Origin of the sequence: Pseudomarimonas salicorniae, assembly GCF_023156535.1 — a bacterium.
Taxonomy (GTDB): domain Bacteria; phylum Pseudomonadota; class Gammaproteobacteria; order Xanthomonadales; family Xanthomonadaceae; genus Pseudomarimonas; species Pseudomarimonas salicorniae.
The window spans coordinates 55,402-79,832 of sequence record NZ_JALNMH010000007.1 but is presented as its reverse complement, the minus strand read 5'-3'; the positions used below and the strand labels follow the sequence as shown (position 1 = coordinate 79,832).

General features: G+C 70.9%; 17 protein-coding genes and 1 pseudogene. 11 read left to right on the top strand and 7 right to left on the bottom strand.

Translation table 11 applies throughout. The features are described 5' to 3' along the window. The first annotated feature begins 103 nt into the window (after window positions 1–103). Entirely contained in the window at window positions 104–2,287 is a 2,184-nt protein-coding gene (locus M0G41_RS09405; RefSeq protein WP_248208925.1) for a RelA/SpoT family protein, read from the top strand. Between the two features lie 96 nt (window positions 2,288–2,383). After that, window positions 2,384–4,867 carry a serine/threonine-protein kinase gene (locus M0G41_RS09400; protein WP_343226475.1) on the top strand — a complete coding sequence of 828 codons (2,484 nt, stop codon included), beginning with the start codon at window positions 2,384–2,386 and terminating at the stop codon, window positions 4,865–4,867. Between the two features lie 145 nt (window positions 4,868–5,012). Here the strand turns inward: M0G41_RS09400 and M0G41_RS09395 are convergent, their stop codons facing one another. Continuing rightward, on the bottom strand, window positions 5,013–5,168 hold the full coding sequence (locus tag M0G41_RS09395; RefSeq protein ID WP_248208525.1) for a hypothetical protein: 156 nt from the start codon (window positions 5,166–5,168) through the stop codon (window positions 5,013–5,015). Window positions 5,169–5,419: 251 nt separating this feature from the next. Here M0G41_RS09395 and M0G41_RS09390 point away from each other — a divergent pair, with 251 nt between their 5' ends. Further along, a complete protein-coding gene (locus M0G41_RS09390) occupies window positions 5,420–5,812 on the top strand; it encodes a hypothetical protein (protein ID WP_248208521.1) in 393 nt (130 codons plus the stop codon). Window positions 5,813–5,847: 35 nt separating this feature from the next. Here the strand turns inward: M0G41_RS09390 and M0G41_RS18895 are convergent, their stop codons facing one another. Both M0G41_RS18895 and M0G41_RS18975 read right to left on the bottom strand, forming a co-directional pair. Further along, window positions 5,848–7,950 carry a glycosyltransferase gene (locus M0G41_RS18895; protein WP_425511245.1) on the bottom strand — a complete coding sequence of 701 codons (2,103 nt, stop codon included), beginning with the start codon at window positions 7,948–7,950 and terminating at the stop codon, window positions 5,848–5,850. 597 nt (window positions 7,951–8,547) lie between these two features. Beyond that, a pseudogene (locus M0G41_RS18975) lies at window positions 8,548–9,657 on the bottom strand (glycosyltransferase family protein); the annotation flags it as partial. A 941-nt stretch (window positions 9,658–10,598) separates the two neighbouring features. On the opposite strand from M0G41_RS18975, the gene mrcB reads away from it, so the two are divergent. From mrcB to tsaB, 5 genes are read left to right on the top strand one after another with little or no spacing between them, the layout of a single operon-like run. Then, complete coding sequence (gene mrcB / locus M0G41_RS09380) at window positions 10,599–12,833, top strand: penicillin-binding protein 1B (RefSeq protein WP_248208509.1); 2,235 nt, start codon at window positions 10,599–10,601, stop codon at window positions 12,831–12,833. A gap of 40 nt (window positions 12,834–12,873) precedes the next feature. Next, complete coding sequence (locus M0G41_RS09375) at window positions 12,874–13,434, top strand: tetratricopeptide repeat protein (protein ID WP_248208506.1); 561 nt, start codon at window positions 12,874–12,876, stop codon at window positions 13,432–13,434. Window positions 13,435–13,447: 13 nt separating this feature from the next. Continuing rightward, window positions 13,448–15,412, top strand: coding sequence for a DNA repair helicase YoaA (gene yoaA, locus M0G41_RS09370; protein WP_248208501.1), 1,965 nt, complete (start codon window positions 13,448–13,450; stop codon window positions 15,410–15,412). After that, complete coding sequence (locus M0G41_RS09365; protein ID WP_248208498.1) at window positions 15,409–15,816, top strand: VOC family protein; 408 nt, start codon at window positions 15,409–15,411, stop codon at window positions 15,814–15,816. Before yoaA ends, M0G41_RS09365 begins: the two co-directional genes overlap by 4 nt. Beyond that, window positions 15,813–16,532, top strand: coding sequence for a tRNA (adenosine(37)-N6)-threonylcarbamoyltransferase complex dimerization subunit type 1 TsaB (tsaB, locus tag M0G41_RS09360; RefSeq protein WP_248208496.1), 720 nt, complete (start codon window positions 15,813–15,815; stop codon window positions 16,530–16,532). The genes M0G41_RS09365 and tsaB overlap by 4 nt, the downstream gene beginning before the upstream one ends. A 66-nt stretch (window positions 16,533–16,598) precedes the next feature. Here the strand turns inward: tsaB and M0G41_RS09355 are convergent, their stop codons facing one another. After that, entirely contained in the window at window positions 16,599–17,327 is a 729-nt protein-coding gene (locus tag M0G41_RS09355; protein WP_248208487.1) for a cupredoxin domain-containing protein, read from the bottom strand. A 211-nt stretch (window positions 17,328–17,538) separates the two neighbouring features. On the opposite strand from M0G41_RS09355, the gene M0G41_RS09350 reads away from it, so the two are divergent. Beyond that, a complete protein-coding gene (locus M0G41_RS09350) occupies window positions 17,539–17,919 on the top strand; it encodes a YchJ family protein (RefSeq protein WP_248208485.1) in 381 nt (126 codons plus the stop codon). Here the strand turns inward: M0G41_RS09350 and M0G41_RS09345 are convergent. Next, window positions 17,898–20,402 (bottom strand): DUF1631 family protein, encoded by a 2,505-nt coding sequence (locus tag M0G41_RS09345; protein WP_248208474.1) that lies wholly within the window; start codon window positions 20,400–20,402, stop codon window positions 17,898–17,900. The two genes, M0G41_RS09350 and M0G41_RS09345, sit on opposite strands and share 22 nt — an antisense overlap. Window positions 20,403–20,559: 157 nt before the next feature. Here M0G41_RS09345 and M0G41_RS09340 point away from each other — a divergent pair, with 157 nt between their 5' ends. Further along, window positions 20,560–21,480: a DUF808 domain-containing protein gene (locus tag M0G41_RS09340; RefSeq protein WP_248208472.1), complete on the top strand. Its 921-nt coding sequence runs from the start codon at window positions 20,560–20,562 to the stop codon at window positions 21,478–21,480. Window positions 21,481–21,491: 11 nt separating this feature from the next. After that, window positions 21,492–22,268, top strand: a complete 777-nt coding sequence (locus M0G41_RS09335; protein WP_248208469.1) for a hypothetical protein — start codon at window positions 21,492–21,494, stop codon at window positions 22,266–22,268. A gap of 13 nt (window positions 22,269–22,281) precedes the next feature. Here the strand turns inward: M0G41_RS09335 and M0G41_RS09330 are convergent, their stop codons facing one another. Continuing rightward, on the bottom strand, window positions 22,282–22,809 hold the full coding sequence (locus M0G41_RS09330) for a hypothetical protein (RefSeq protein ID WP_248208466.1): 528 nt from the start codon (window positions 22,807–22,809) through the stop codon (window positions 22,282–22,284). 98 nt (window positions 22,810–22,907) lie between these two features. After that, window positions 22,908–24,269, bottom strand: coding sequence for a magnesium transporter (gene mgtE / locus M0G41_RS09325; protein ID WP_248208464.1), 1,362 nt, complete (start codon window positions 24,267–24,269; stop codon window positions 22,908–22,910). Window positions 24,270–24,431 lie beyond the last annotated feature (162 nt).

Genomic DNA, 24,431 nt, shown 5'->3' with positions numbered 1-24,431 from the left:
GCGGATCACGAAGCGCCGGGCCTGTCCCGGCGCCTTCGTTTCCGCGGCCGCTATCGAAGGGGTTTGTTAAGGTGGTGGCCGTGCGCCATCCGGTATGGACCGGCTGGCGCCTGCACCCGAGGTTTCACTGAGTCCTGCAGCATCCCCCGTGAAGCGTGCCGAAGCACCCCCACTGAGTTTCGCCGTCTGGATCGAGGAGCGGCCGGAATCCGCCCCGGCCCTGCCTGCAGCGCTTGTCGACTGGGTGCGCGAGCGGCTGGCCTCGCATCCGCCCTTCGAGAACGAGCTGGTCCAGACCCTGGCCATGCTCGACACCCTCGGGGCAGACCGCGAGACGCTGATCGCCGCGACCCTCTACCCGATGGCGGAAGGCCAGGCCGCGCCGCCCATCGAGCCCGGCAGCGCGGACGCGGTGGAGCTGCTGGTTCAGGGCCAGCGCGAGGCCGAGAAGGTCTGGTCGATCTACGTCAATCGTCATGCCCAGGGCGGTGCCGAGGGGCTCCGCCGGCTGCTGCTGGCGATCATCCGCGACCTGCGCGTGGTCCTGATCCTGCTCGCCCGCCAGCTGGTTCGCATGCGCCTTGCCAGCGCCCTGCCCGAGGCCGAGCGCCGCGAGCTGGCCCAGCTGACCTCGGACATCCACTCGCCGCTGGCCAACCGCCTGGGCATCTGGCAGGTGAAGTGGGAGCTGGAGGACCTCGCCTTCCGCTACCTTCAGCCCGACACCTACAAGCGCATCGCCAAGCTGCTGGACGAGCGCCGCGCCGACCGCGAGCGCTTCATCGAGGCGTTCAAGCGACGCCTGCGTGAGGCCCTGCGCGAGGCCGGCATCGATGCCGAGGTGGCGGGTCGGCCCAAGCACATCTACAGCATCTGGAAGAAGATGCAGCGCAAGGGCCTGCCCTTCTCCGAGCTGTACGACATCCGCGCCGTGCGGGTGCTGGTCGAAGACGTCGGCCAGTGCTACGCCGCGCTGGGCACGGTGCATGGGCTGTGGACGCCGGTCGCCAAGGAATTCGACGACTACATCGCCCATCCCAAGGGCAACAACTACCGCTCCTTGCACACCGCCGTGGTGGGCGAGGAAGGCAAGACCGTCGAGGTGCAGATCCGCACCCGGGAGATGCACGCGCACGCCGAGCTGGGCGTCGCGGCGCATTGGCGCTACAAGGAGGGCGGCGGTGCCGATGCCGGCTTCGAGCGCAAGATCGCCTGGATGCGCCAGCTGCTGGACAGCTCGCAGGGTGAGGAGGAGGGCGCGCTGGCCGCGGGCCTGTCGACCGAGCTGGTCGAGGACCGCGTCTACCTGCTGACTCCGCAGGGCCAGGTCATCGACCTGCCGCGCGGCGGCACGGTTCTGGATTTTGCCTATCACGTGCACACCGAGGTCGGCCATCGCTGCCGCGGGGCCAAGGTCAACGGACGCATCGTGCCGCTCACGCACCAGCCGCGCAGCGGCGAGCGCGTCGAGATCCTGACCGGCAAGACCTCCGAGCCACGCCGCGACTGGCTGCTGCCGCACAACGGCTACCTCGGCAGCGCGCGCGCCCGCGACAAGGTCCGCGCCTGGTTCCACAAGCTGGACCTCGCGCGGAATCTTTCCGAGGGGCGCGAAGTGCTGGAGCGTGAGCTCAAGCGGCTCGGCCTGCACCAGCAGGACCTGGCCAGCGTCCTGCCCAAGCTGCGCCTGCAGAAGCTCGATGACCTGTACGTCGCGGTGGCGCTGGGCGACGTCGGGCCGACCCAGGTCGCGCGCGCGCTGCATGAGGCGCAGCAGCCCGAACCCGAGGCGCCGCCCGCCCGGCAGGTGCCGTCCAACGTCAAGCCGCCCAAGCCGGCCTCCGGCTTCACCGTCGAGGGTGTCGGCAACCTGCTGACCCAGATCGCCAAGTGCTGCCAGCCGGTAGCCGGCGACGCCATCGTCGGCTACCTGACCCAGGGCCGTGGCGTGAGCATCCATCGCGAAGGTTGCGCCTCGCTGGAGCGTCTCGCCGCCCGGCATCCCGAGCGCCTGCTTCCGGTGGAATGGGGGCGCCGCGGCGGCCAGAGCTTCGCGGTGGGCGTGCAGGTGCGCGCCTACGACCGCAAGTCCCTGCTCAAGGACCTGACCAACGTGATCGGCACCAGCAGCGTGCATATCCTCTCGCTGGACAGCCGGGTCGATGAGGACAAGGGGGCGGCCGAGCTGCGTTTCAGCCTGAAGGTGCAGGACTACGATCAGCTTGGCACCCTGCTGGCGCGGCTTTCCGGAGTGCCCGGCGTGCTCGAGGTGCGCCGGGCGGGCTGAGCCGCCGACGCCCGTCGTGCTGTTCCTCGCCGCCGCGGCTGGCTATCCTCGGATCGAAGGCGGACCAGGCGGCCGTCGACAGGGGCGTTCCACCGCGTGATCAGTATTCCCGGTTACCGAATCCTGCGTCCGCTTGGTCATGGCGGCATGGCCAGCGTGCACCTGGCGCTGCAGGAGTCGGTGCAGCGCGAAGTGGCGCTGAAGATCATGGCGCCGACCCTGGCCGGCGACCCGCAGTTCGGCGAGCGCTTCCTGCGTGAGGCGAGAATCGCCGCGCGCCTGCGCCATCCGCATGTGGTGCAGGTGCACGACGTCGGCGCCTGCGGCGAGATGCACTACATGGCGATGGAGTACCTGCCGGGCGGGGCCGTGGTGACCCGGGAGCGCGGGCCGCGCGGGCTGCGTTTCGCCCTGAGGGTGACCCGCGAGATGGCCTCGGCCCTGGGCTATGCGCATGCCCGCGGCGTCATCCACCGCGACATCAAGCCCGACAATATCCTGCTTCGCGAGGATGGCGCCGCCGTGCTGACCGACTTCGGCATCGCCCGCGCCAACGACAACGTGCGGATGACCATGACCGGTTCGATCATGGGCACGCCGAGCTACATGAGTCCGGAGCAGGCAAGGGGCGAGGAGCTGGACGGCCGCTCCGACCTGTACAGCCTCGGCATCGTGTTCTACGAGCTGCTCACCGGGCGCGTGCCGTATGCCGCCGAGGACCAGATCTCGGTGGGCATCATGCATCTCTCGGCGCCGCTGCCGAACCTGCCTGCCGAGCTGGGCTGGCTCGATCCCCTGCTGCATCGGCTGCTGGCCAAGGACCGGGCACGGCGGCTGTCGGACGGGGGCGAACTGGCCCAGGAGCTGGCCGAGATCGAGCAACGCTTCACGCCGACGCCGATGCGCTCGACGGCCCCCCAGCTGACCCCGCCGCCGCAGGCCAGCATGCCGCAGCCGGGGCAGTTCGCGCCGCTGCACCGGGCAAGCGAGCCGGTCACCGCAGCGGGCCACGAACCGACCCTGGGCTCGGTGGACGGCGGGCTGATCGCCGACCGCGCACGGCCGCGACGCCGCGCCGTGCAGCGCCGGCCGCTCTGGCCCTGGATGCTCTGCCTGCTGCTGGTCGGTGCCGGTGCCGGCGTATGGCGCTACCAGGAACAGCTGCGTGCCCTGTTGCCACAGAGCCAGACCGCCGAGGTTCTTGATCGCGCCGAACAGGCCCTGGCCCAGGGGCGGCTGAGCGACGACGCCACCGGCAGCGGCGCCCGTGAGCTGTTTACCGTGGCCCTGGCGATCGATCCAGACAATCTGCGTGCCCGCGATGGCCTGGCCCGGGTTGGCCAGCGCTGGTTGCTACGGGCCGAGCAGGCCGCAGGAGCCGGCGATGTGGCAGGCGCCGAGGCCGCCCTCGAACAGGCCCGCCAGCTCGCCGTGCCGGCCGCGCGCGTCGACGCCGTCGCCGAACAGCTGCGCCAGCAGGGCGCGCGCGAGGACTCCCTCTCCGGCTGGCTGGACAAGGCCCGCCAGGCACGCGATGAGGACCGCCTGGACGGCGGGCCCGACAGCGCGCTTGCCCTCTATAGACAGGTGCTGGAGCAGGATCCCGGCAACGCCCTGGCCCGCGACGGCATCGGCCAGGTGCTGGCCATCCTGGTCGAGCGGGCGCGCCGGGCCATCACTGCCGGGGAATTCGTCGAGGCCGAGGCGCAGATCGCCCGCGTTGCCGGACACGAGCCCGCGCATCCCGATCTGCCGACGCTGCGGGGCAGGCTCGCCGAGGCCCGGCAGGCCGAGGGCAGCCGTCGCCAGACCGCCCTCCAGGAGGCCGAGAACCTGCTCCAGCGTGGTCGGCTCACTGCGCCCAGCGAGGCCAATGCATTGGCGCTGTTCCGCTCCGTGCTGGCGGAGTCACCCGACGAGGAGCGCGCCAAGCGAGGCATCGAGCGGATCGCGGCGAACTTGAACACGCAGTTCGACCGCGCAGCCGCGGACTATGACATTGAACGGGCAGGGGAACTGCTAAGCACCCTGGAACGACACGCGCTGCTGTCGGACCGCGCACTCGCCCAGGCCCGCAGCCGCCTGGAAGCCGTCCGCCAGCGGGCCGAGACGCTCGAGGCACAGCGCGCACGCGAGGCGGACCCGCAGCGTCTGCGCAACCTGCTGGACCAGGCCGCCGAGGCCGCGTCGGCGGGCAACCTCTGGGGCCCGCCAGGCGAGAGCGCCTACGACAAGTACCGCCAGGTGCAGCGCGCCGAGCCAAGCAATGCGGAGGCCCGGCAGGGCCTGTTGCAGCTGCCCCTGCGCGCAGCGGAGCACTTCGAGACGGCGCTTTCCACCGGCCGTCTGGGCCGCGCGCGCGGCTACGTCGAAGGATTGGAAAGCACCAATGCCAGTGCCCCGGGGCTGGGCGCGATGAAGCGCAGGCTCAGCCAGGCCTATGCCGGCTACGCTGCGGAAAGACTGGGCGCCGGCGAACTGCAGAGAGCCCGCGACGGCTTCGAGCAGGCGCTCGAACTGGACCCGGACAACGCAGAGCTGGTGACCCTGCGCGCCCGGCTGGAGGCGGCGGGGGGCTAGCCGGCTGCGATTGGCGAGGGCTCTCGATCTCGAACGGCGGATTCGGGCGCAAAGCGGACGTTCGCCTCACCGTCCCGCCCCCACCGCACGTAGAGGCGAGCTCAGCTCGCCTAAGCGCAGCGGTACGGCGATCCCATCGGGTATGTCAGTCGAGCAAGCTCGACTCTACGGCCTCGCCTTGGGCGCACCGATACGGGCGTTCGGACGGTACGCCCGGTGCGGCCAGCCGCACCCTATGAATGCCTTCTTTGCGGCCCTTCCTGTCGTCGGGGTTCTTCATCCCATCGATCATCTGGATCACCACGGCGAATCTTTCGACTGCATAGTCCGCTCTGCGCGGTCAACCGTTGTGCTAAGAGGGCCGTTCAGCTCTCATCACGCCTTCGGCTCGCCAGCCGCGTTAGGGTGGCACGGTGGAGCGCGGCTGAGCCGCCGCGATCAGTTGCCCCGGGGGCGCAATGTTCGCCCCCCTGAGCCTGGATGGAAGCCGGGGCCATCGCGCCGGGACGCATCGCTCCCCCTCCCCACTCACCGAGAAGAAGGAGGCCCACCATGGCCCACAACGACCATTACACCCTGTTCATGGACGCGCTGGATGTGGTGAACCGCTCGCTGAAGGAGAATCGCGGCGAGGGCGTTTACGGCAAGCTGATCGAGGGCTTCGACAAGTTCGCCGACAAGCATGTCTCGGCCGTAGCCCTGTACGGCGACGACCCCGCGCATCCGTTCGACTACTTCACCATCAAGTACACCGCCGGTCGCTTCGAGCTGGTCGAGCGCGGCAAGGGCGAGCACAACACCGAGTGGAAGGTCTCCAAGGACTACCTGGTGTCCGTGGTCGAGAATCCGCAGGAGTACATTGACAATCCGGCCAAGCTCGACCTTGAGTGGATGAAGCACTTCCTGCCCGACACGGTCTCCAGCCTGTTCAAGAAGGCTGCCTGACCGGATTCGGGACTGGCCGTCGGTGCCGGCCCGGCTCAGCCTCGGCGCGGGGCCGTCAGGACGCGTTGGATGGCGCGCCTGGCGGCCTCGAAGCCGAAATGCTCGGCGACGTTGCGCAGGCCGGCTTCGGAGAGCTGCATCCACAGCGCCTCGTCCTCGTAAAGCCGCAGGACGGCCTCGGCCAGCGCCTCGGGCGTTTCACCGACCAGCACGTCGCGGCCGGCTTCGAGGAACATGCCCTCGACGGCAATCGGCGTGGCCACCACGGGCTGGCCGTAGCTCATGCTCATGTTGACCTTGCCCTTCACCCCGGCACCGTAGCGCAGCGGGGCGACGGCGATGCGGCAGTCGTCCATGAACGGGGCGATGTCCGGCACGAAGCCGTGGAAGACGATGCCTTCCCGCTGCCCCAGCGCAGCCAGCTTTTCGGGCGCCTTGCTGCCGATGATGTGAAAGCGGATGTCCGGATTTCGCTGGCGCAGGATCGGCATCACCGCATCGCAGAACCAGGTGACCGCGTCGACGTTCGGCGGATGCTGGAAGCCGCCAACGAACATCAGGTCGCGGCGCTCGGCAAAGCCCTTGCGTCGTCCGTAGACCTCGTGGACGTTGGAGAGGATATCGACCGCGGCGCCCGGAGCTTCGCGGGCAAGCAGCGCCTGCTCGACCGGGCTGACCACCAGGGTCAGGTCGACGGAACCGATCAGCGCCAGCTCCCTGTCGCGGGTGCGCGCGGCGCCGCGGCGCAGTTCGTCGCTGTCGGCCAGCTCGGCCTCGCGCTGCTCGCGCAGGTAGTGCAGGTCGACCGTGTCGAACACGACCCGGGCTCTGGGCGCATGCTGGCGCAGCGGCTCAAGGTAGTTGGAGAGGATGTAGTGTCGGCTGACGATGACCGTGTCGAAGCGCTTGCCGTGCTCGGCCAGCCAGGCCAGCGGATCGCTGATCCAGGGGTGCCACCAAACCTCGACGCCCATCTGCTGCAGGTCGGCGGAATAGCGCTGCACCCAGGCGCGGTTGTCGGCAAAGAAGCTGACCGAGCATCCCTCCGCGCGTAGCAGGCGCATCAGGTTCACCAGTCTTACCGAGCCGGAATCCTGATCGGGTTGCGGGGTGGTGGCGTCGATCACCAGCACATGGCAACTTCGGCGATGCTCGCGGGCGATCAGGATGTCGGTGCCCGGAGCGGCGTGGGCGGAGAGGGTGCCGCGCCAGCGGGCGAGGAACTTCTCCTGATTCACCACCTGGTAGCGCTTGGTGCCCGAACTGGTGTCGGTGCCCGAGCTGATGCCCTCGAAGTGGATGACCACCGAGCGCGGCTGGTAATAGACCTTTCGCCCGGCGGCGCGGACCTTCATCGCGAGGTCGGTGTCTTCGTAGTAGGCCGGGGCGTAGTGGGCATCGAAGCCGCCGAACTCGGCGAACAGTGCGGAGGTGATGGCGATGGCCGCGCCCGAGCAGTAGTCGGCCTCGCGCAGGTAGTTGTAGCGCGGGTCGGCGGGGTCGTCGAAGCGCCCGTAGTTCCAGCCCGAGCCGTCGCTGAAGACGATGCCGCCGGCTTCCTGCAGGCGGCCATCGGGATAGACCAGCTTGGCGCCGACGAGGCCGGCGTCGGCGCGCTCGGCGAAGGTGTCGATCAGGGCGTCGAGCCAGCCGGCCTGCACCGCGGTGTCGTTGTTGAGGAAGACCAGGAACTCGCCACGGGCGAGGGCGGCGCCCTGGTTGCAGGCGCCGATGAAGCCGAGGTTCTCCGGGTTGCGGTGGAACACCAGGTTCGGGATGCGTGGCAGCAGCTCGGCCGTGCGGTCCTGGCCGCAGTCATCGACCACGATCACCTCGAACGCGGTGCGCTGCGGGTGCTCGACCAGCGAGCGCAGGCAGGTCAGGGTGTGGTCGAGGTGGTTGTAGGCCGGAATGATGATGCTGGCCCGCGGCGCATCGACCGGGGCGAAGGCGATGCCGTCGGTGTCGAGGCGAGGGCTGACCGTGGGGGGCGCGGCAAGCGCTGGCGGCGCCGGCGCCGGCTCGAACTCGCGTTGCAGTCGCTGCAGCGTGCCCTTGAGGCCGCGGGTGGCGAGGCTGCGCCGGCCGCGCTGGGCGAGGCTGGCGGTGCGCCGCGCATTGAACTTCAGCCGCGACAGCACGCTGCGGACGAGGCGCTTGCCAACGCGCAGGGGCGCAGTCAGCTTCCAGCTGGTGCTGGCGAGGATGGCATTGCGCTCGCGCTCGAACTCGTCGCGCTGGGCGCTCACCGCTTCGATCCAACGGCGCAGCTCCTCACCCGCCTGCCGCTCACTGCCGAGGGCCGCCTCGAATTCGCGGCGTTCGTTCTCCGCGCGGACCGCAAGATCAGCCAGATCGGCCCGGGTGCGTTCGTGCTCGGCGACCGCTCGCGAGAACTGCAGGCGCTCGCCCTCGAGCGTCGACTCCAGCTGGCGCGCCCAGTCGAGGCGTTCGGCGGCGAGCCGGGACTCCTGCTGCGCCCAGTCTGCCCTGCGGCTGGACTCCCGCTGCGCCTCGGCCAGCGCTGCACTCATCCGGCGGCCTTCGCGTTCGGCTCGCGCGAGCGCCAGCCGGGCGGCATCGCGCTGCGCCGTCTCGGGCGGGGCCAACGACGGGGCGGCAGGGCTGCGGGCAGCCACGTCGAGCAGGGAGGCATAGTCGGCAGCCATGTCCGCCGTATCGCGCTGCGGCTCCGGCGCCAGCGGCTGCGGCGGGGCCGCCTTGAGCGCGGCGATCGCCTCCAGAACGGCGGCGGGGTCGACCTCGACCAGGCGGTGTCCGGGTCGGGATTCGAGCCGCTCGATGAAGCTGCCGCGCCGGGTCGCCAGCACCGGGACGCCCAGGGCCAGCATCTCGCTGAGGGTGTAGCTGAAGGTCTCCGCGACGCTGGAGAGCAGCAGGGCCGCATGCGGGCGCAGCGCGGCGATGCGCCGGGGCAACTCGTCGCGCTGGTAGTCGAGCAGCACGTGCACGCCGCGCGCGCCGAAGAAGCGCATGCCGGATTGGCCTGCGCCGAGCAGGATCAGTTCCACGCCATCCGGCAGGTGGGGAACGATCTGTTCAAGCAGCGCCTCGCCCTTGCCGGCGTTGATCCGTCCAGGCACCACGAGCCGAAGGCGGTCGGCAGGAGGTGTCCAGCGCGGCGCGTCGGCGCCCCAGCCGGCAAGACCATGCGGGATGTGCGCCCAGCGCAGCGATTTGAGCGCGGGTTCGATCCGGCACAGGTTCTCGCGCACACAGTGGCTGGGGGCGACCAGGGTGACGGCGGCGGATCTCAGCGACTGCAGCCAGACCCTGCGCAGGCCCTGCCACCAGGCGGGGTGGCGCTCGGCGAAGCCGAAACGGGGCCCGGCGGCGGCGATGGCGTCGGGAATGGCGCCCTCGCGGAAGTCGGCGCGGGTATCGCCGAAGTCAGCATGCAGCACCGGCCAGGCGGGGAAATAGTCGTGGCAGACCACGGTGGTGGGCAGCCCCGTGCGCAGCGCATCCAGCGAATGCCCGACCAGGGAGGAGACCAGCACCGCGGCGACTCCGAACTCGGCGCAGATCGCCTCAAGGATGCCGCGGTACTCGGCGTGCTGTGCCGCACTGCTGCGGATCGGTTGGTTAAGTGGCCAGCGGCGGAGGGCCGGCTCGTCGAGGCGCGAATGCAGGCAGAGCGCGCGGGCGGCCTGGCCGCGGCCGGGGTCGCTGTCGGCGCGCAGGATCAGGTGGGCATGGCGGTCATCGGCGGTGACCAGGTCGTTGACGAAGCGCTCGACGCCGCCGCCCCAGCCATGCACCAGGTGCAGCAGCACCGGTCGTGGCTCAAGGCCCGGCCAGCGCGGCGCGCGCGGCTCGGCCATGGCGGCCGAGAGCGCCGAGACGGCAAGCGTGGGCTCGCCGTGGGCGGGGTCAGCGGGATCCCCCTCGACCAGCAGGCAGTTGAGCAGCAGGGCCGGTTGCTCGGCAGGGAGCTGGCCGGCCTCCCCGAGAGAGGTGAGGGCGCTGGCGGGCCAGTAGCTCAGCCGGGGCGACCACTCCGCCACCGGCAGCAACCGGTGCTCAGCGGCGCGCCAGGCGTTGGCATCGCGGGTGGCGAGCCCGGCGTCTCCGGGGCCGGGGGAGAAACTGGCCGGGCGATCACAGAGCGGCGATATCACGGCTTCGGGCGCGGCCTCGATGGCTGCCCGCATGCGCGGCCACCAGTGCGGCGGCAGGCCGGTCGTCGCATCCAGCCAGAGCGCGGACTGCCCCGGGTAGCGCTGGGTGAATCGGCGCAGCGCGCCGGGCGCGTCGAGCTGCGGATCCGCATCGAGGCGCTCCCAGCCGGCGGGCAGCTGGCCCTCACCGCCGAGCACGCAGACCGGCGTCGATTCGGGCCAGGTCGCGCGCAGCGCTGGCAGACGGTCGGCGGCGACCTTGCGGGCGTCGAGGCAAAGCCGGAGCGGGGCCGGCGCGGGGGTCGGATCAGTCACGGGTGGTCTGGAACCTTGCAGGAAGAACGGTAGCGGCCCGGGTTTATTGCCGGTGGGACCCTCCGGGGTACCGGCGCGGCACGGATCGGCTCGTGCCCGACGCCTTGCCGGCTTCGATCCCGTCGCCCCGCCCGGGTTCCCGAGCCAGGCTCGGTGCCAGCCGGGCAAACCGCTACACTGGCGGATTATCGCCCGTGGCCGGCCGCTGCTGCCAGCCGCCACCCGCCGTCCAGGTTGCCGTGTCCGTCCGTCGTAGCTCCCGCAAGTCCGCATCCGAGTCTTCCGGTCCCACCCCGTCCCAGGGCACAGGGCGCCTTCGCGCGCTGCTCGTGCCGGCCGGACTGTTCCTTGGCGGAATGCTGCTCGGCTTCCTGGTGCTCTACTTCTGGGCCATCGATCGCTGGCTGCAGGGCGAGTTCGGGCGCCTGTCATGGCGCGAGCCCACCCGGGTCTACGCGCGTCCGCTGGCGCTGTCGCCGGGCATGCCGCTGAACCCCGAGGCCCTGCGCGTCGAACTCGAAGCTGCGGGCTACCGCCAGGGCGGGCGCGGGCCTGGCAGTTTCCAGCGCGATGGCGGGCGCTTCGTGCTGACCACACGTGAGTTCAGCGACCTCGATGGCCGCCACGCCTCGCGGCGGCTCCAGCTCGAGATCGACCGCGGTCGCCTGAGGGCGCTGCGGGATGGCGAGGGCCACCCGCTGCCCGCGGCGCGGCTCGATCCGGCGCGTATTGCCACCCTGTACGGCCGTGAACGTACCGAGCGACGTCTGGTCGCCCTGCGCGAGGTGCCGCCACTGCTCATTGCCGCGGTGCAGGCGGTGGAGGACCGCAGTTTCAAGGATCACGCCGGGATCGACTTCCGCGGTATCTTCCGCGCCCTGTTCAGCAACCTGCGCGCCGGTGAGGTGCGGGAGGGCGCCAGCACGCTGACCCAGCAGCTGGTGCGCAATCTCTATCTGACCCGCGAGCAGACCCTCCTGCGCAAGCTGCGCGAGGCGGCCTACGCGCTGTGCATCGAGGCACGCTTCGACAAGGGCCGGATCCTCGAGGTCTACCTGAACCAGGTCTACCTCGGCCAGGAGGGCAGTCAGGCCGTGCATGGGGTCGGGGCCGGCGCCGAGTTCTGGTTCGGCCGCGAGCTGGCCGATCTCGAGCCGCAGGAGATCGCCTTGCTGGTCGGCCTGATCCAGGGGCCCTCGCTGCACGATCCGCGCCGTCATCCCGAGCGGGCGAGGGCCCGCCGCGACCGGGTGCTGGCGCAGATGGTCGAAACCGGAGTGATCGGCCGCGAGCAGGGCGCAGCCCTGATGCGCGAGCCGCTCGGCGTAACCGCGCGCTCCGGGCTGCGCATCAACCGCTACCCGGCCTTCTTCGAGCTGATGCAGCAGCAGCTGGGACGCGACTACCCAGCCGACAAGCTCAACGGCCAGGGTCTGCAGGTGCTGACCACTCTGGCCCCGATGGCCCAGGATGCCGCCGAGCGCAGCATCGCCGAACGCCTGCCCGAGCTGGCCAAGGCGGCCAAGGGCGTGCCGCTGGAGGCGGCCATGGTGGTGACCGACACGCGCAGCGGTGAGCTGCAGGCGCTGGTCGGCGGCGCCGGCAGCGGCATCGGCTTCAACCGCGCCCTCTCCGCGCGGCGTCCGGTCGGCTCCCTGCTCAAGCCCTTCGTCTACCTGCTGGCCCTCGCCCAGCCCGGGCGCTTCTCGCTGGCGACGCCGGTCGAGGATGCCCCCCTCAGCCTGCGCGTCGCGGCCAATCGCACCTGGTCGCCCGAGAACGCCGATGGCCGGAGCCATGGCTGGATCAACCTGCACCAGGCGCTGATCCAGTCCTACAACCAGGCGACCGTCAGGCTCGGCATGGAGGTCGGCGTCGATCGCCTGGTGCGGCTGATGGAGGAACTCACCGGGCTGGCGCCGGATGCCAATCCGTCCCTGCTGCTCGGCGCGGTCGACCTGTCGCCGCTGGTGATGACCGAGATGTACCAGTTCCTGGCCGCCGGCGGCGAGCGGCAGCCGCTGCGCGCGGTGCGTGGCGTGCTCGATGCCCGCGGCCAGCCGCTGCGCCGCTACGTCCAGCATCTGCCCGGACCTGCCGAGCAGGACGCGGTGGCCGCGCGGCTGGTGACCTGGTCGCTGCAGCACGCTGCGCGCGAAGGCACCGCCCGCCGGCTGCAGGCCGAAGGGCTCGGCTGGCTGCAGCCGGCCGGCAAGACCGGCACCAGCAATGACGGCCGGGACAGCTGGTTCGCCGGCTGGACCGGCGACCGGCTGGCCGTGGTCTGGGTCGGCAACGACGCCAACCAGCCGACCGGGCTCTACGGCTCCACCGGAGCCATGCGCCTGTGGTCGGGGCTGTTCCGGGCACTGCCCAGCGAACCGCTGGCGATCGACGAGCGCGGGCTGGAGCGGCAGTGGGTGGCGGCCGACGAGGCCGTGCGCACCGATCCTGAATGCGAGGATGCGACCGAGCTGGTTTTCGTCGCCGGCTTCTCGCCCCGGGAGCATCGCGGTTGTACGCTTGCGCGCCTGCGCGACTGGTTCGGCCGTCGCGAGCGATAATCCCTTCCGCGCCCCTTCCTCCTTCCCTTTCGTGAGTGCCATGTCGCGCCCCGACTTCCGCCTGTCCGCCTCTCCCCTCCGGCTTCGCGCGACCAGCGCCGCCCTGACGGCCCTGCTGCTGGCCGCCTGCGCCACCGCGCCGGCGCCGGTCCCGGTCGTGGCCGAGGTCCCGCCGCCGCCGCCGCCGCGCGACCTGCTGGCCGAGGTGCGCGCTGCCGCGGCGGATGCCGGCGACGTGATCGAGGTGGCGCCGCTGCGCGATGGAACCGTGGTCGACCTGCTGGAGCAGGCCGAGGACGCCGAGCGCCGGGGTGATATCGCCGCCGCCGAGCGCGCCCTGCGCCAGGCCGTCGATCTGGTGCCGGACGATCCGGACCTGATGCAGCGCCGGGCCGAGCTCCTGCTGGCCCAGCGCGCCCTGGACGAGGCCGAACAGCTGGCCGCCCGCTCTTTCGAGCGCGGGCCGCGGTTGGGCCCGCTGTGCCGGCGCAACTGGACCACGGTGCGTCTGGCCCGCGAGGAGCGCGGCGATGCCGGCGGCGCCGAGAACGCCTCGCGCCAGGCTGCCCGCTGCCTGATCGAGCCGCCGGTGCGGATGTGATCGGCGCCCGCCGATGACCGATCTGCCGGCGCGCTGCGCCGAGGCCCTGCAAGACGACGGCGCGCTGGCCCGGGCCATTCCCGGCTTCCGCCCGCGCCCGGCCCAGGTGCGCATGGCCGAGGCCGTGGCCGAGGCGATGACCGCCCGCGAAGCGCTGATCGCCGAGGCCGGCACCGGCACCGGCAAGACCTATGGCTACCTGGTGCCGGCCCTGCTCTCGGGCCTGCGGGTGATCGTCTCCACCGGGACCAAGGCGCTGCAGGACCAGCTCTACGAGCGCGACCTGCCGCGCGTGCGGAAGGCGCTCGGCGTGCCGGTGAAGACCGCCCTTCTCAAGGGGCGCGCCAACTACCTGTGCTGGCACCGCCTGGAACAGGCGCGCAACGAGGGTCGCTTCGCCTCGCGCGAGATCGCCAGCCAGCTGGTCGAGATCCACCGTTGGGCCGGGTCCAGCGCGCGCGGCGACATCGCCGAACTCGAAGGCATCCCCGAGGATTCTCCGCTCTGGCCGCAGGTCACCTCGACCACCGAGAACTGCCTCGGCGCCGAGTGCCCGTTCTTCGACGACTGCTTCGTGGTGCGGGCCCGGCGCGCAGCGCAGGAGGCCGACCTCGTTGTCGTCAACCACCACCTGCTGCTCGCCGACATGGCGCTGCGCCAGGAAGGGTTCGGCGAGATCCTGCCCGGTGCCCATGCCTTTGTCCTCGACGAGGCCCACCAGGTGCCCGAGCTGGCCTCACAGTTCTTCAGCGTCTCGGTCTCGGTGCGCCAGCTGCAGGAGCTGGCCCGCGATGCGCTGTCCGAGTGCGCCAACGTGACCGGCGCCCTGGCCGAGCTGCAGCTGCCGGTGCGCGCCCTGGAGCAGGGCCTGCGCGAGGCGCGTCTGGCCGTCGACGCGCTGCCGCCGCGCGGCGCCATCGCCCGGTTCTTCGAGGCGCCCGGCGTGGCCGAACATATCGATTCGCTGATCGACCAGCTTGCCGACCTCAACCGCCAGCTCGAGCTTCTCGAGGAGCGCAGTCCGGGATTCAAGGCGCTGGCCGAGCGCGGTGCCGACCTGCACGAGCGGCTGGACGACCTGCGCGGCGAGGGCAAGGCCGGCGAGGTGCGCTGGTACGAGATCACCGCGCGCGGCTTCACCCTGTCGCAGACCCCGCTTGATGTCGCCGCGCCGCTGCGCGCCTTCCGCGAGCGCAGCGGCGCCGCCTGGATCTTCACCTCGGCCACGCTGTCGGTGAACAAGCAGTTCCACCACTACGCGATCCAGCTCGGCCTGTTCGAGCCGCGCACCCTGCTTGAGCCGAGCCCCTTCGACTACCCGAGCCAGGCCCTGGCCTACCTGCCGAAGGGTCTGGTTGAACCCTCGCATCCCGAGTTCGTCGAGCGGCTGCTGGATCGAGCCCTGCCGGTGCTGCGCGCCTCGCGTGGCCGCGCCTTCCTGCTGTTCACCTCGCATCGCGCGTTGCGCGTCGCCGCCGAGCGGCTGGAGGCGCTCGGCGAGTTCCCGCTCTACGTCCAGGGCAGCCAGCCGCGCACCCGCCTGCTTGAGGAGTTCCGCGCCTCGGGCAATGGCGTGCTGCTTGGCGCGGCCAGCTTCTGGGAGGGCGTCGACGTCGCCGGCGATGCGCTCTGTGTCGTCGTCATCGACAAGCTGCCCTTCGCCGCGCCAGATGATCCGGTGCTGGAGGCGCGCCTGGATGCCCTGCGCCAGCGTGGCGGCCAGCCGTTCCGCGACTGGCAGCTGCCCAGCGCGGTGATCGCGCTCAAGCAGGGGGCCGGCCGGCTTATCCGCACCCACGCCGATCGCGGCGTCCTGCTGCTTGGCGACACGCGACTGGTGACCAAGCCCTATGGCAGGCTGTTCATCGACAGCCTGCCGCCGTTCGCCCGAACCCGCGAGGAGTCCGAGGTGCTGGCCTTTCTCGAGGCGATGGCGCTCCAGGCGGTCGATGAGCCCATCGGGGAGGAACTGCCATGAGCGATAAGCGAGCACGGGTCACCGGCATCGGGGGCGTGTTCTTCAAGGCGCGTGATCCTGGCGCCCTGGGCCAGTGGTATGCCAGGCATCTCGGGCTGCCGGTGCAGGACTGGGGCGGCGCGGTGTTCGAGTGGGCCGAGGCCGGTACCGGCCGACCGGCTTGTTCGGTGTGGAGTCCCTTCAAACAGGACACCACGTATTTCGAGCCGGGCGACCGGGACTACATGATCAATCTGCGCGTCGACGATCTTGATGCCCTGCTCGCCCAGCTGCGCGAGGAAGGCTGCGAGGTGCTCGATCGCCGCGAGGACAGCGAGCAGGGCCGGTTCGGCTACGTGCTCGATCCCGAGGGCCAGCTTGTCGAGCTCTGGCAGCCGCCCGATGCGGCCTCCGGGGGCCCATGATCCTGCTGGCGCTGGATACCGCGACGGAGTGCTGCAGCGTCGCCCTTTCGGTCGACGGCAGCCTGCTCCAGCGCAGCGAGCTTGCGCCGCGGCGCCACGCCGAGCTGCTGCTGCCCTGGATCGACGCGCTGCTGGCCGAGGCGGGCGTTGCCCGCAGCGCGCTCGATGCCGTGGCTGTCGGCCGAGGGCCGGGCGGATTCACCGGCGTGCGCCTCGCGGTGGCCGCGGCGCAGGGCATTGCCTTTGGTCTTGACCGCCCGCTGCTGGCGGTCTCCAGCCTTGCCGCGCTGGCCATGCAGGGCGAAGCAGGGCCGGGCGATGCCGTGCTCGCCGCGATCGATGCGCGGATGGGCGAGGTCTACCTCGGTGCCTTCCGCCTCGACGCCAGCGGTCTCGCCGAGCCGCTGGCCCCGGAATGGATGGCGGCGCCGGCGCAGGTCGAGCCGGCCGCGCTGGCCGAGGGAAGCTGGAGCGGGGTCGGCAGCGGCTTCGCCGCGGCAGAAGGCGCGCTGGCCCGGCGCCTCGCCGACCGTCTGGATCGCGTCGAGCCGGATCGCTATCCCCAGGCAGCCGCCGTAGCCCGACTGGGCGCCCGCCAGTGGGACCAGGGCGTGCTCACCACGCCCCATTCCATCGAGCCTGCCTACCTGCGCGACAAGGTGGCGCAGACGCTCATCGAGCGTGGTGTGGCGCCGCCTGCGGCGCGTTCCGGCTGAGAAATCGGGGCTAGGTTCGCGTCGCGGCCGGGATGCGACCCGGCGCGAAAGGTCGGGTTCTCCAAATCAGCGCGCCGCCGGCTGGGTCGGGCAGAGCGGATCCGGCAACAGCTTTCGCAGCGGGATGGTGCCGCTGCGCGGCGGGTCGGTCATGCTGAAGGTGAATTCGGCGGTGTCGCAGCCGGTCAGGCGGAAGCTCGCCGTGCCGGCATCGTTGGACTGCACCGGCTTGGGGTCGTTGAAGGCGCCGCCGCGCGTACGCGAAAGCACGAGGGTCGCCGTGGGGCCCGTGTAGTTGCCCGCTGCCGTCAGCCAGTCATAGGCCCCGTTGTCGCCCCAGGTGAACCAGGCCAGCGTAAAGACCTTGGGGATGGCCGAGACCTCGATGAGGAAGCCCTGGCCATCGGTCTGCGGATTGAACCAGCTGCCGCTGGAGTTCGGATCCAGGTTTCCGGCTTCGCTGGAAGAGCGCTGCACGATGACCTTCCCGTGCATGCCCTCGCCGGGGGCGCCGTGGACCGAGCAGTGGTAACCGAAGATCCCCGGCTTGTCGAAGGTGTGCTCGAAGGCGAACTGCTCGTTGTTGGGATTTCCCGAGGTGAAGCTGCCGTCGTCGGCGACGATGTTGTGGAAGCCGTCGCGGTTGCGCCAGATCACCGTGTCGCCCACCGAGATGGTGACTTCCTGTGGCACGAAACGTCGCCCGGTCATGTCGACTTCGGTGAAATCGAGGCCCAGGACGGGATGGGCGGCGAGCAGCAGGGCGGCCGCAAAAGTCCGGTGCCAGATTTTCATGCGTGGTTTCTCGATGGCGTGGCGGGATGCCGTACTATCCGGCGCCGTCTGGTCGCGGGCAAGTCCGCGGCGTGTCGGTAGCGTGTGAACTGCAGGCGAAGCATGGCTCGCAAAGCCCTGCGTTGCGCCGCTTGGCGGGGCAGACGCGGGGCGGCTGCCCTGACAATGAGTTAAGTCATGTTCAGTTTGAGAGACCCGATTGGAGTCCGCCATGTCCGCTGCTGAAGCCTGTCCCTGCGGGCGGGCCCGTTCCTACCGGGCCTGTTGCGGGGCGCTGCATGCCGGCGCCCCGGCACCCGACCCGGAGTCCCTGATGCGTTCCCGCTACAGCGCATTCGTCCGCGGAAACGCCGCCTACCTGCTGTCGACCTGGCATGCCTCGACCCGCCCGCTAACCCTCGCTCTGGATGATCCGCCGCCTCGCTGGCTGGGCCTTGAGATAAAGCGGACCTGGCGCATCGACGATCATCACGCTGGCGTCGAGTTTGTTGCCCGATTCCGCCATGGTGGCGGCAGCGCGGTTCGTCAGCACGAGCGCTCGCGATTCGTACTGGAAGCGGGGCGCTGGTTCTATCTCGACGGCGCGGGCTGATTGGCTTCGGCGCCGCGCTCGCTGCGCAGGCGCTCGAGCAGCCCCACCATGGCCCGGTCGAACGCCTCTTCGGCGGCCCGCGGGATCAGTTTGTGTTGGGTGATCAGGGCCGCGCACTCAGGCGGCGAGAGCAGGCACAGCCGGGCGCCGCTGCGGTTGACGAAGAGCATTCGCTGGGAGATCGGGCTGATCCAGCTCAGCTTGGCCGCCTGCGTTTCGCCCTGTGCATCGACCAGGTCGACCCAGCAGCCCTGTTTCAGCGCCCGCACCTTGGCGATGTCGCCCGGCTGCACCTGGGTCGGATCGATGCTCAGCTCGATGTCTCCGGTCGGCAGTTCGGGTTTGGCACCGACCTTCTCGATCACCTGGAAGCCGACTTCCTCGGGCGCCGGGGGGCGTTGCGGCGAAGGGGGGTTTGCGCCGCCTTCGTCGGTGGCTTTGGCCGCGGTCCTGATGCGAGGTTGCGGGGCAGGCGGGGCGGCGGGTGTCGTTGACGATGCCTTGGCAGGGGCGTCGGAGCCGTCGCTGCCAGATGCGGGGGCGGGCTGCGCCGGCGGCCTCGCGGGCGGCGCAGGGGGCTTGGCCGGGGCGGCCCGGGGCGGAGTCGGCGGCGTGCCTGGGGGCGCCGGCTGTGGCCGGGAGCCGCTGGGGCCGAGCGCCGCCAGCGCTGCCAGCACTTCCTCGCTGCGATGACGGCCGGTACTGGCGTCGACCGCCCGGAGGCCGTCGCGCAGCGAGTCCGGAATCACCTCGCCGCGGCGGCTGGCTTCGACCGCCTTCCACAGCTCGACGCCGATTCGCCGGGCGCGGGCGTAGTCGGCACTGTCCTCACCGGCCCGCAGCAGCACCACGGTCAGGTGGTGACCCCAGTCACGGCGCAGGAACTCGTCGATCGGCGCCGGCGGGTGCTGGCCGGCGGTCAACGCGGCGATCTCCAGCGACGCGGTGGTGCGTGCCTCGTCCAGACGTTCGCGGCCGCGCTGGGATTCGGCCGTGCGCCGCTCGGCCAGCGCTGCCCGGTGCTTGCGCTGCTCGACGACCTTGGCAAAGCGCTCCTCGAGGTCGACCAGAAGCCCGATGTCGCCGCGGTACTCGCGGACGATGCGCTCGACCACCGCCGTGATCCGCAGCAGGGCATCGCGCTCCGCGCTCGATCCGCCCTCGTTGCCATCGGCGGCCTCGGTCAGCGCATTCAGCAGGCGCCGCGCCGGATGGCTGCGCTGGGCGAAGAGTTGCGGATCATGCAGGGCGATCTGGGCATAGGCCGGCAGCAGCCGGGCCAGCAGCCCGCGCATCTGGTCGCTGAACTGGCTCTGGTCGAAGAGGACATCAAACAGCATGCCGACCAGGGTCAGCGCCTGCTCGTCTGCGGGATCCAGTCGGCGCGCGCTTTCGCCGCCGCGCTGGGCCTCCACCAGCAGATCCACCTTGAGCTGTTCGCCAAGAGCGACGCCACGCTGGACGGCGGCGCGCAGCAGCGAGCGCGGCAGGTTCTGCTGGAAACCGCGGAGCACGGCCAGCACCTGCGCGCGCTCGAGCGAGGCTGGTGCGGCGGGGCCGGGGGGCGGAAAGCTGAATCCCCGACGCGCGCCCGCGGCGGTGGGAGACGGATTGCCCTGGTCGCCCATGCCTTCCACCCCAGCCGCGCCCGGCGTGCCCAGATAATGGGCGAACATCTCTGCCATGGCCGCGAACCAGGCGTCGGCGGCTGCGCTCTGCTGGGCGCCGGATTCGCCCGAAACCTCGTCCTCGGAGTCGGGCCACGCATCCGTTTCATCGGCAGCGGCCTCGTGGTCCGAGGCCGCGCGCCGTGGTGCGCCGCGGCGAATCCCTGGGGCGGAGCGGCGCAGCGCGGGCAGAGGGGCCGCGGCCTCGGCGATGCCGCGCTGGTGCAAGAACTGGTTGAGGTCGCCCAGCAGGTCGCCGTATTCGGCGATCAGCAGTCGTTCGAGGAGTTTCAGCACCACCAGCCTCGAGGCCACCGGCAGTTCGGCGGGCTGCACTGCCTGGGAGAGGACGCGGGCCAGGCGCAGGGGGCCGAGGGGGATGTCCTCCTCCTCCACAGCCTCGCGCTCCCAGATCCGGGCGAAGGCGGCGCCAAAGCGCAGCAGCGGTTCCGCGTGCCGGCGCGACACCGCGATGGCGAGGCGCTCCTGGGCCAGTTGCTCCTCAAGGTCGTCGATGGCGATCAGGCTGAGCCCGTCGCCCGGCATTTCCGGATCGGCGGGCCGAGCCCCCGCCTCGCCGGGCGGCAGGGCCAGGCCGTCGGCGACGCCGGCCGAAAAGCCGCGGACCAGTTCTGCCCGCTGCTTGCGCAGATTGCGCATCGAATCCAGATGGTCCTGCTGCTCGCTGCCGCCGTTGCTGCGCTGGGCAAGATTGAACAGCGCATCGTCGGCCTGGTCGAGCAGCTGGCCCGCCAGGTCCGCAAGGCGCTGCAGCGAGCGGCTGCGAAGGTCGACCAGGATGGCGGGGACGTGCATGGATCCTTGCCACGGGGTTCAGCTTCCCATCATAGCCGCCGCGTGCGGCCTTCTGTGGGGGGCGGGTGGGCGCCTTTACCGCGTTGTGCGCCGACGGGTGCTCTTCCGTGCACGGCTGCGGCTAGAATCGCGGCGGGGGAATCCACCAGGACCTGACATGGCTTCATCGCTGTTCACGCTGCTCGACGACATCGCCACCCTGCTCGACGACGTGGCGGTGATGACCAAGGTCGCGACCAAGAAGACCGCGGGCGTGCTGGGCGACGACCTGGCCCTGAATGCCGAGCAGGTGACCGGGGTCAAGCCGGATCGCGAGCTGCCGGTGGTCTGGGCAGTGGCCAAGGGCTCGATGCTCAACAAGGCCATCCTGGTCCCGGCGGCCCTGCTGATCAGCGCCTTCGCCCCTTTCCTGATCACTCCGCTGCTGATGATCGGCGGCGCCTTCCTCTGCTACGAAGGCGTCGAGAAGCTGGCCCACCGCTTCCTGCACTCGACGACCGAGGACGAGGCCCACCACCGCGACCTGGTCAAGGCGGTGGCCGACCCGCAGGTCGACATGGTCGCCTTCGAGCGTGACAAGATCAAAGGCGCAATCCGCACCGATTTCATCCTCTCGGCGGAGATCATCGTGATCACCCTGGGTACGGTGGCCGACGCCGAGTTCAGCCGGCAGCTCGCCACCCTGGTCGCGATCGCGGTGCTTATCACCGTCGGCGTCTATGGACTGGTGGCCGGCATCGTCAAGCTGGACGACATCGGCCTGCACCTCAGCAAGAGCGCCTCCGGGGCGGTGCAGGCGATCGGCCGGGCCATCCTGCGCCTGGCGCCCTTGCTGATGAAGTTCCTGTCGGTGGCCGGCACTGCGGCGATGTTCCTGGTCGGCGGCGGCATCCTGGTCCACGGCATCCCCTTCCTGCACCACCTCCTCGAGCCGGTCATGGCCGCCTTCGGCGCGCTGGGCTGGCTGGGCGAGATGCTCTTCAGTGCGGTGGTCGGCATTCTCGCCGGCATCGTCGTCCTGGCGCTGGTCAAGGCCATCGCCGCCCTGCGCGGCAAGAAGCCGGCCGAGGCCGGCTGAGGGAGCGGCCCGTGCCTCCCGAGCATCCTCTGCGCAATCTGTTGATCGACTGCCGGATCGCGCTGCGCCGCGCGGGGGCCGGCGACCAGGGTGCGGCGCTGGGCGGGCGGATCGACGCCGCCATCCGCGAGATCGATCGCGGCCAGGCCAGTGCCGCGGCTGCTGTCGAGGAACCGAGCCAGGGGCGCACCAGCTCTCAGCAGGTGGCGCTGGCCTGGCAGACTGCCTGCCGCGGCCTGATGCTGGCCCAACCGCAGATCTATTCCGAGCTGCGCGACAAGGTGATGGGCCTGCTCGACCAGCGCGAGCTGCGCGACCCCGACCAGGAACTGCTCGCAGCCGAGGCCGAGGCGCAGCGCCTGCACTCCGAGCTGGCCGCCCTGCGCACCCGGCTGAACGAGATGATCCTGCGCGCCGGCCAGGCCCAGACCGCACTGGGGACCCTGCGCGATGCGCTGGAGGAGGCCACCCGCGAGATGACCGGGGCCGATGCCTACCGCGACGCCCAGAGCCTTGCCCTGGCACGGGTGGAGTGGCTGGCCAATCGTCAGTCGAGTGCGGTCGCGGCGCCGGCCGGTGCGGCCGTTGAGCAGGGGCCGATGCCATCGCAGGCGCTTCTGCAGGCGGTGGCCGGAGGCAGCCGCGAGTTCAGCCAGGTGCAGCGCGAATGGGTGGTCGGCGAGGCGCTTGGCCTGACCGGGTGGAGCATGACGCCGGTGGAACTGCTGGCCAAGGGGGATGCCTGGTTGGCCAGCAAGATTCTCGAGGGGCAGCAGCCGGCCGGCTGAGCCCCCGCCTGGATTATTCGAATCCGCCGTGGCTGATGTAGGTCGGGTCGGCGGCGTCGAGGCCCGGACAGTCGCCGCGCTCGAACGGGAAGCGGATGCCGAGGCCGCAGCGCAGGTCGCCGTCCAGCGAGCTCAGCAACAGCACGTTGATGCCGCCGCAGCTCGCCACCCCGAGACCTGCCAGCTGATTGGTACCCATGCGGGCCAGGGCGATGCCCTCGGGCGGCGTGGCGGCCGAGAGCGGAGTGTCGGCAAAGCGCAGGCGAGGCTGGCCGGCGCCGGCCAGGGTCGCAGGGCTGCCGTCGCCGCGCTGGCAGCTTCCGGTGTCCATCACGGACTGCAGGTAGAAGCCCTCCTGGCCCAACATCGACATGGCCGCGAACCCGGTGATTGCGGGCGCCGGCGTGCGCAGTCCGTAGGCGTAGTAGGTCCCGTCGAGGGCAACGAATCCGGGTTCACCGACGTTGAGGCTGATTCCCGGGGCGGCTGACGCGGAGGCCAGTAGGAGGGCGGCGACCAGGCCGCGAGCGACGTTCAACATGGGGCGGAACTTTACGACAAGCCGTCTCCCGCTCATCGGTCGATCGGCTCCGTCCGCCCCCGGCGAAACGGGGCGTTCAGCTGCGGGTGCGCTACCGTTCAGGACAGCAACAAGGCGGTGCCCAGGCCGAGGAATGCAAGAAACCCGATCACGTCCGTCACCGTGGTCAGCACCACGCCACCGGCGAGCGCGGGGTCGATGGCCAGTCGGCGCAAAAGCAGGGGAATCGCGACGCCGGCCAGCGCGGCGACCATCAGGTTGATCGACATCGCCGCGGCGATCACCAGGCCGATGCGCAGGTCGCTGAACCACAGTGCCGCGAGCGAGCCGACGACCACGGCCCAGACCAGGCCGTTGAGCGCGCCGACCAGCATCTCCTTGGTCAGCAGGGCGCGCATGTTGCCGAATCCCACCTGGCCCAGGGCCAGTCCGCGGACCATGAGCGTCAGGGTCTGCGTGCCGGCGATGCCGCCCATGCTGGCGACGATCGGCATCAGCACCGCCAGCGCAACGACCTGTTCGAGGGTGGCCTGGAACAGGCCGATCACCCAGGAGGCGAGGAAAGCCGTGGCCAGGTTGATGCCCAGCCAGAGCGCGCGCCGCCGAGCTGCCCGCGGCACCGGGCTGAACAGGTCCTCCTCCTCGTCGAGGCCGGCGCTGGCCAGCGTCTGGTGGTCGGCCTGGTCGCGGATGATGTCGACCACGTCGTCGATGGTGATGCGCCCGAGCAGGATGTTGTTGCCGTCGACCACCGGCGCCGACAGCCAGTCGCGGTCGGAGAACTGGTTGGCCACCTGGTCGGCACTCATCTCGACCGGGATCGCGGGCTGCTCATCGTCGATCAGTTCGTTGATCGGCATGCCCGGCTCGTGGGTCAGCAGCGCGGCCAACGAGACGCGGCCGAGATACTGGTGACGCCGGCTGACCACGTACAGATGGTCGGTGTGCTCGGGCAGCTCGCCGCGCAGGCGCAGGTAGCGCAGCACCACGTCGACACTGACGTCGGCGCGCACCGTCACCACGTCCGGGTTCATCAGGCGGCCGGCGGAGTCCTCGGGATACGAGAGCACCTGCTCGAGGCGCTCGCGGTTCTCCCGGTCCATCGACTTCAGGACCTCGTCGATGACCTGGTCCGGCAGGTCCTCGACCAGGTCGGCGAGGTCATCGATGTCGAGGTCACCGACTGCCGCGACCAGCTCGTCGGGGTCCATGTCGGCGATCAGCGCCTCGCGCACCTCGTCGCCGACGTGCAGCAGCACCTCGCCATCGTCCTCGGCGTCGACCAGGCCCCAGACCACCTCGCGCTTCCCCGGCGGCAGCGATTCCAGCAGATGGCCGATCTCGGCCGGCGACAGCGTGTTGACCAGCCGCCGCACCGGACCCAGCCGCCCGGAGTCCAGGGCCTGCGAGAGCATCCGCAGCTGGCGCGAGGTGTGGTCGTGGCGGGCGGTGTCGGCCATGGCGGAGTCCGGTCGGGGGCCGGGCCATTATCCGGGTTTGCGGGGCGACGACGCAGACCGCTGGCGAGGGCGCCCCGGAGCACGCGGTCGGCGCGCGTCGCGACGGTCGCCCCGTGGCGGATCCTCGATAGATCCCCGGCGGGCCCGGGCTCGCCAGGTGGT

Excerpts from the sequence above, each read along its gene's own strand:
- M0G41_RS09390 (WP_248208521.1), top strand. The coding sequence starts at position 5,420 with ATGGCCCACAACGACCATTACACCCTGTTCATGGACGCGCTGGATGTG.
- M0G41_RS09375 (WP_248208506.1), top strand. The coding sequence starts at position 12,874 with ATGTCGCGCCCCGACTTCCGCCTGTCCGCCTCTCCCCTCCGGCTTCGC.
- yoaA (WP_248208501.1), top strand. The coding sequence starts at position 13,448 with ATGACCGATCTGCCGGCGCGCTGCGCCGAGGCCCTGCAAGACGACGGC.
- M0G41_RS09365 (WP_248208498.1), top strand. The coding sequence starts at position 15,409 with ATGAGCGATAAGCGAGCACGGGTCACCGGCATCGGGGGCGTGTTCTTC.
- tsaB (WP_248208496.1), top strand. The coding sequence starts at position 15,813 with ATGATCCTGCTGGCGCTGGATACCGCGACGGAGTGCTGCAGCGTCGCC.
- M0G41_RS09355 (WP_248208487.1), bottom strand. The coding sequence starts at position 17,327 with ATGAAAATCTGGCACCGGACTTTTGCGGCCGCCCTGCTGCTCGCCGCC.
- M0G41_RS09350 (WP_248208485.1), top strand. The coding sequence starts at position 17,539 with ATGTCCGCTGCTGAAGCCTGTCCCTGCGGGCGGGCCCGTTCCTACCGG.
- M0G41_RS09345 (WP_248208474.1), bottom strand. The coding sequence starts at position 20,402 with ATGCACGTCCCCGCCATCCTGGTCGACCTTCGCAGCCGCTCGCTGCAG.
- M0G41_RS09340 (WP_248208472.1), top strand. The coding sequence starts at position 20,560 with ATGGCTTCATCGCTGTTCACGCTGCTCGACGACATCGCCACCCTGCTC.
- M0G41_RS09330 (WP_248208466.1), bottom strand. The coding sequence starts at position 22,809 with ATGTTGAACGTCGCTCGCGGCCTGGTCGCCGCCCTCCTACTGGCCTCC.
- mgtE (WP_248208464.1), bottom strand. The coding sequence starts at position 24,269 with ATGGCCGACACCGCCCGCCACGACCACACCTCGCGCCAGCTGCGGATG.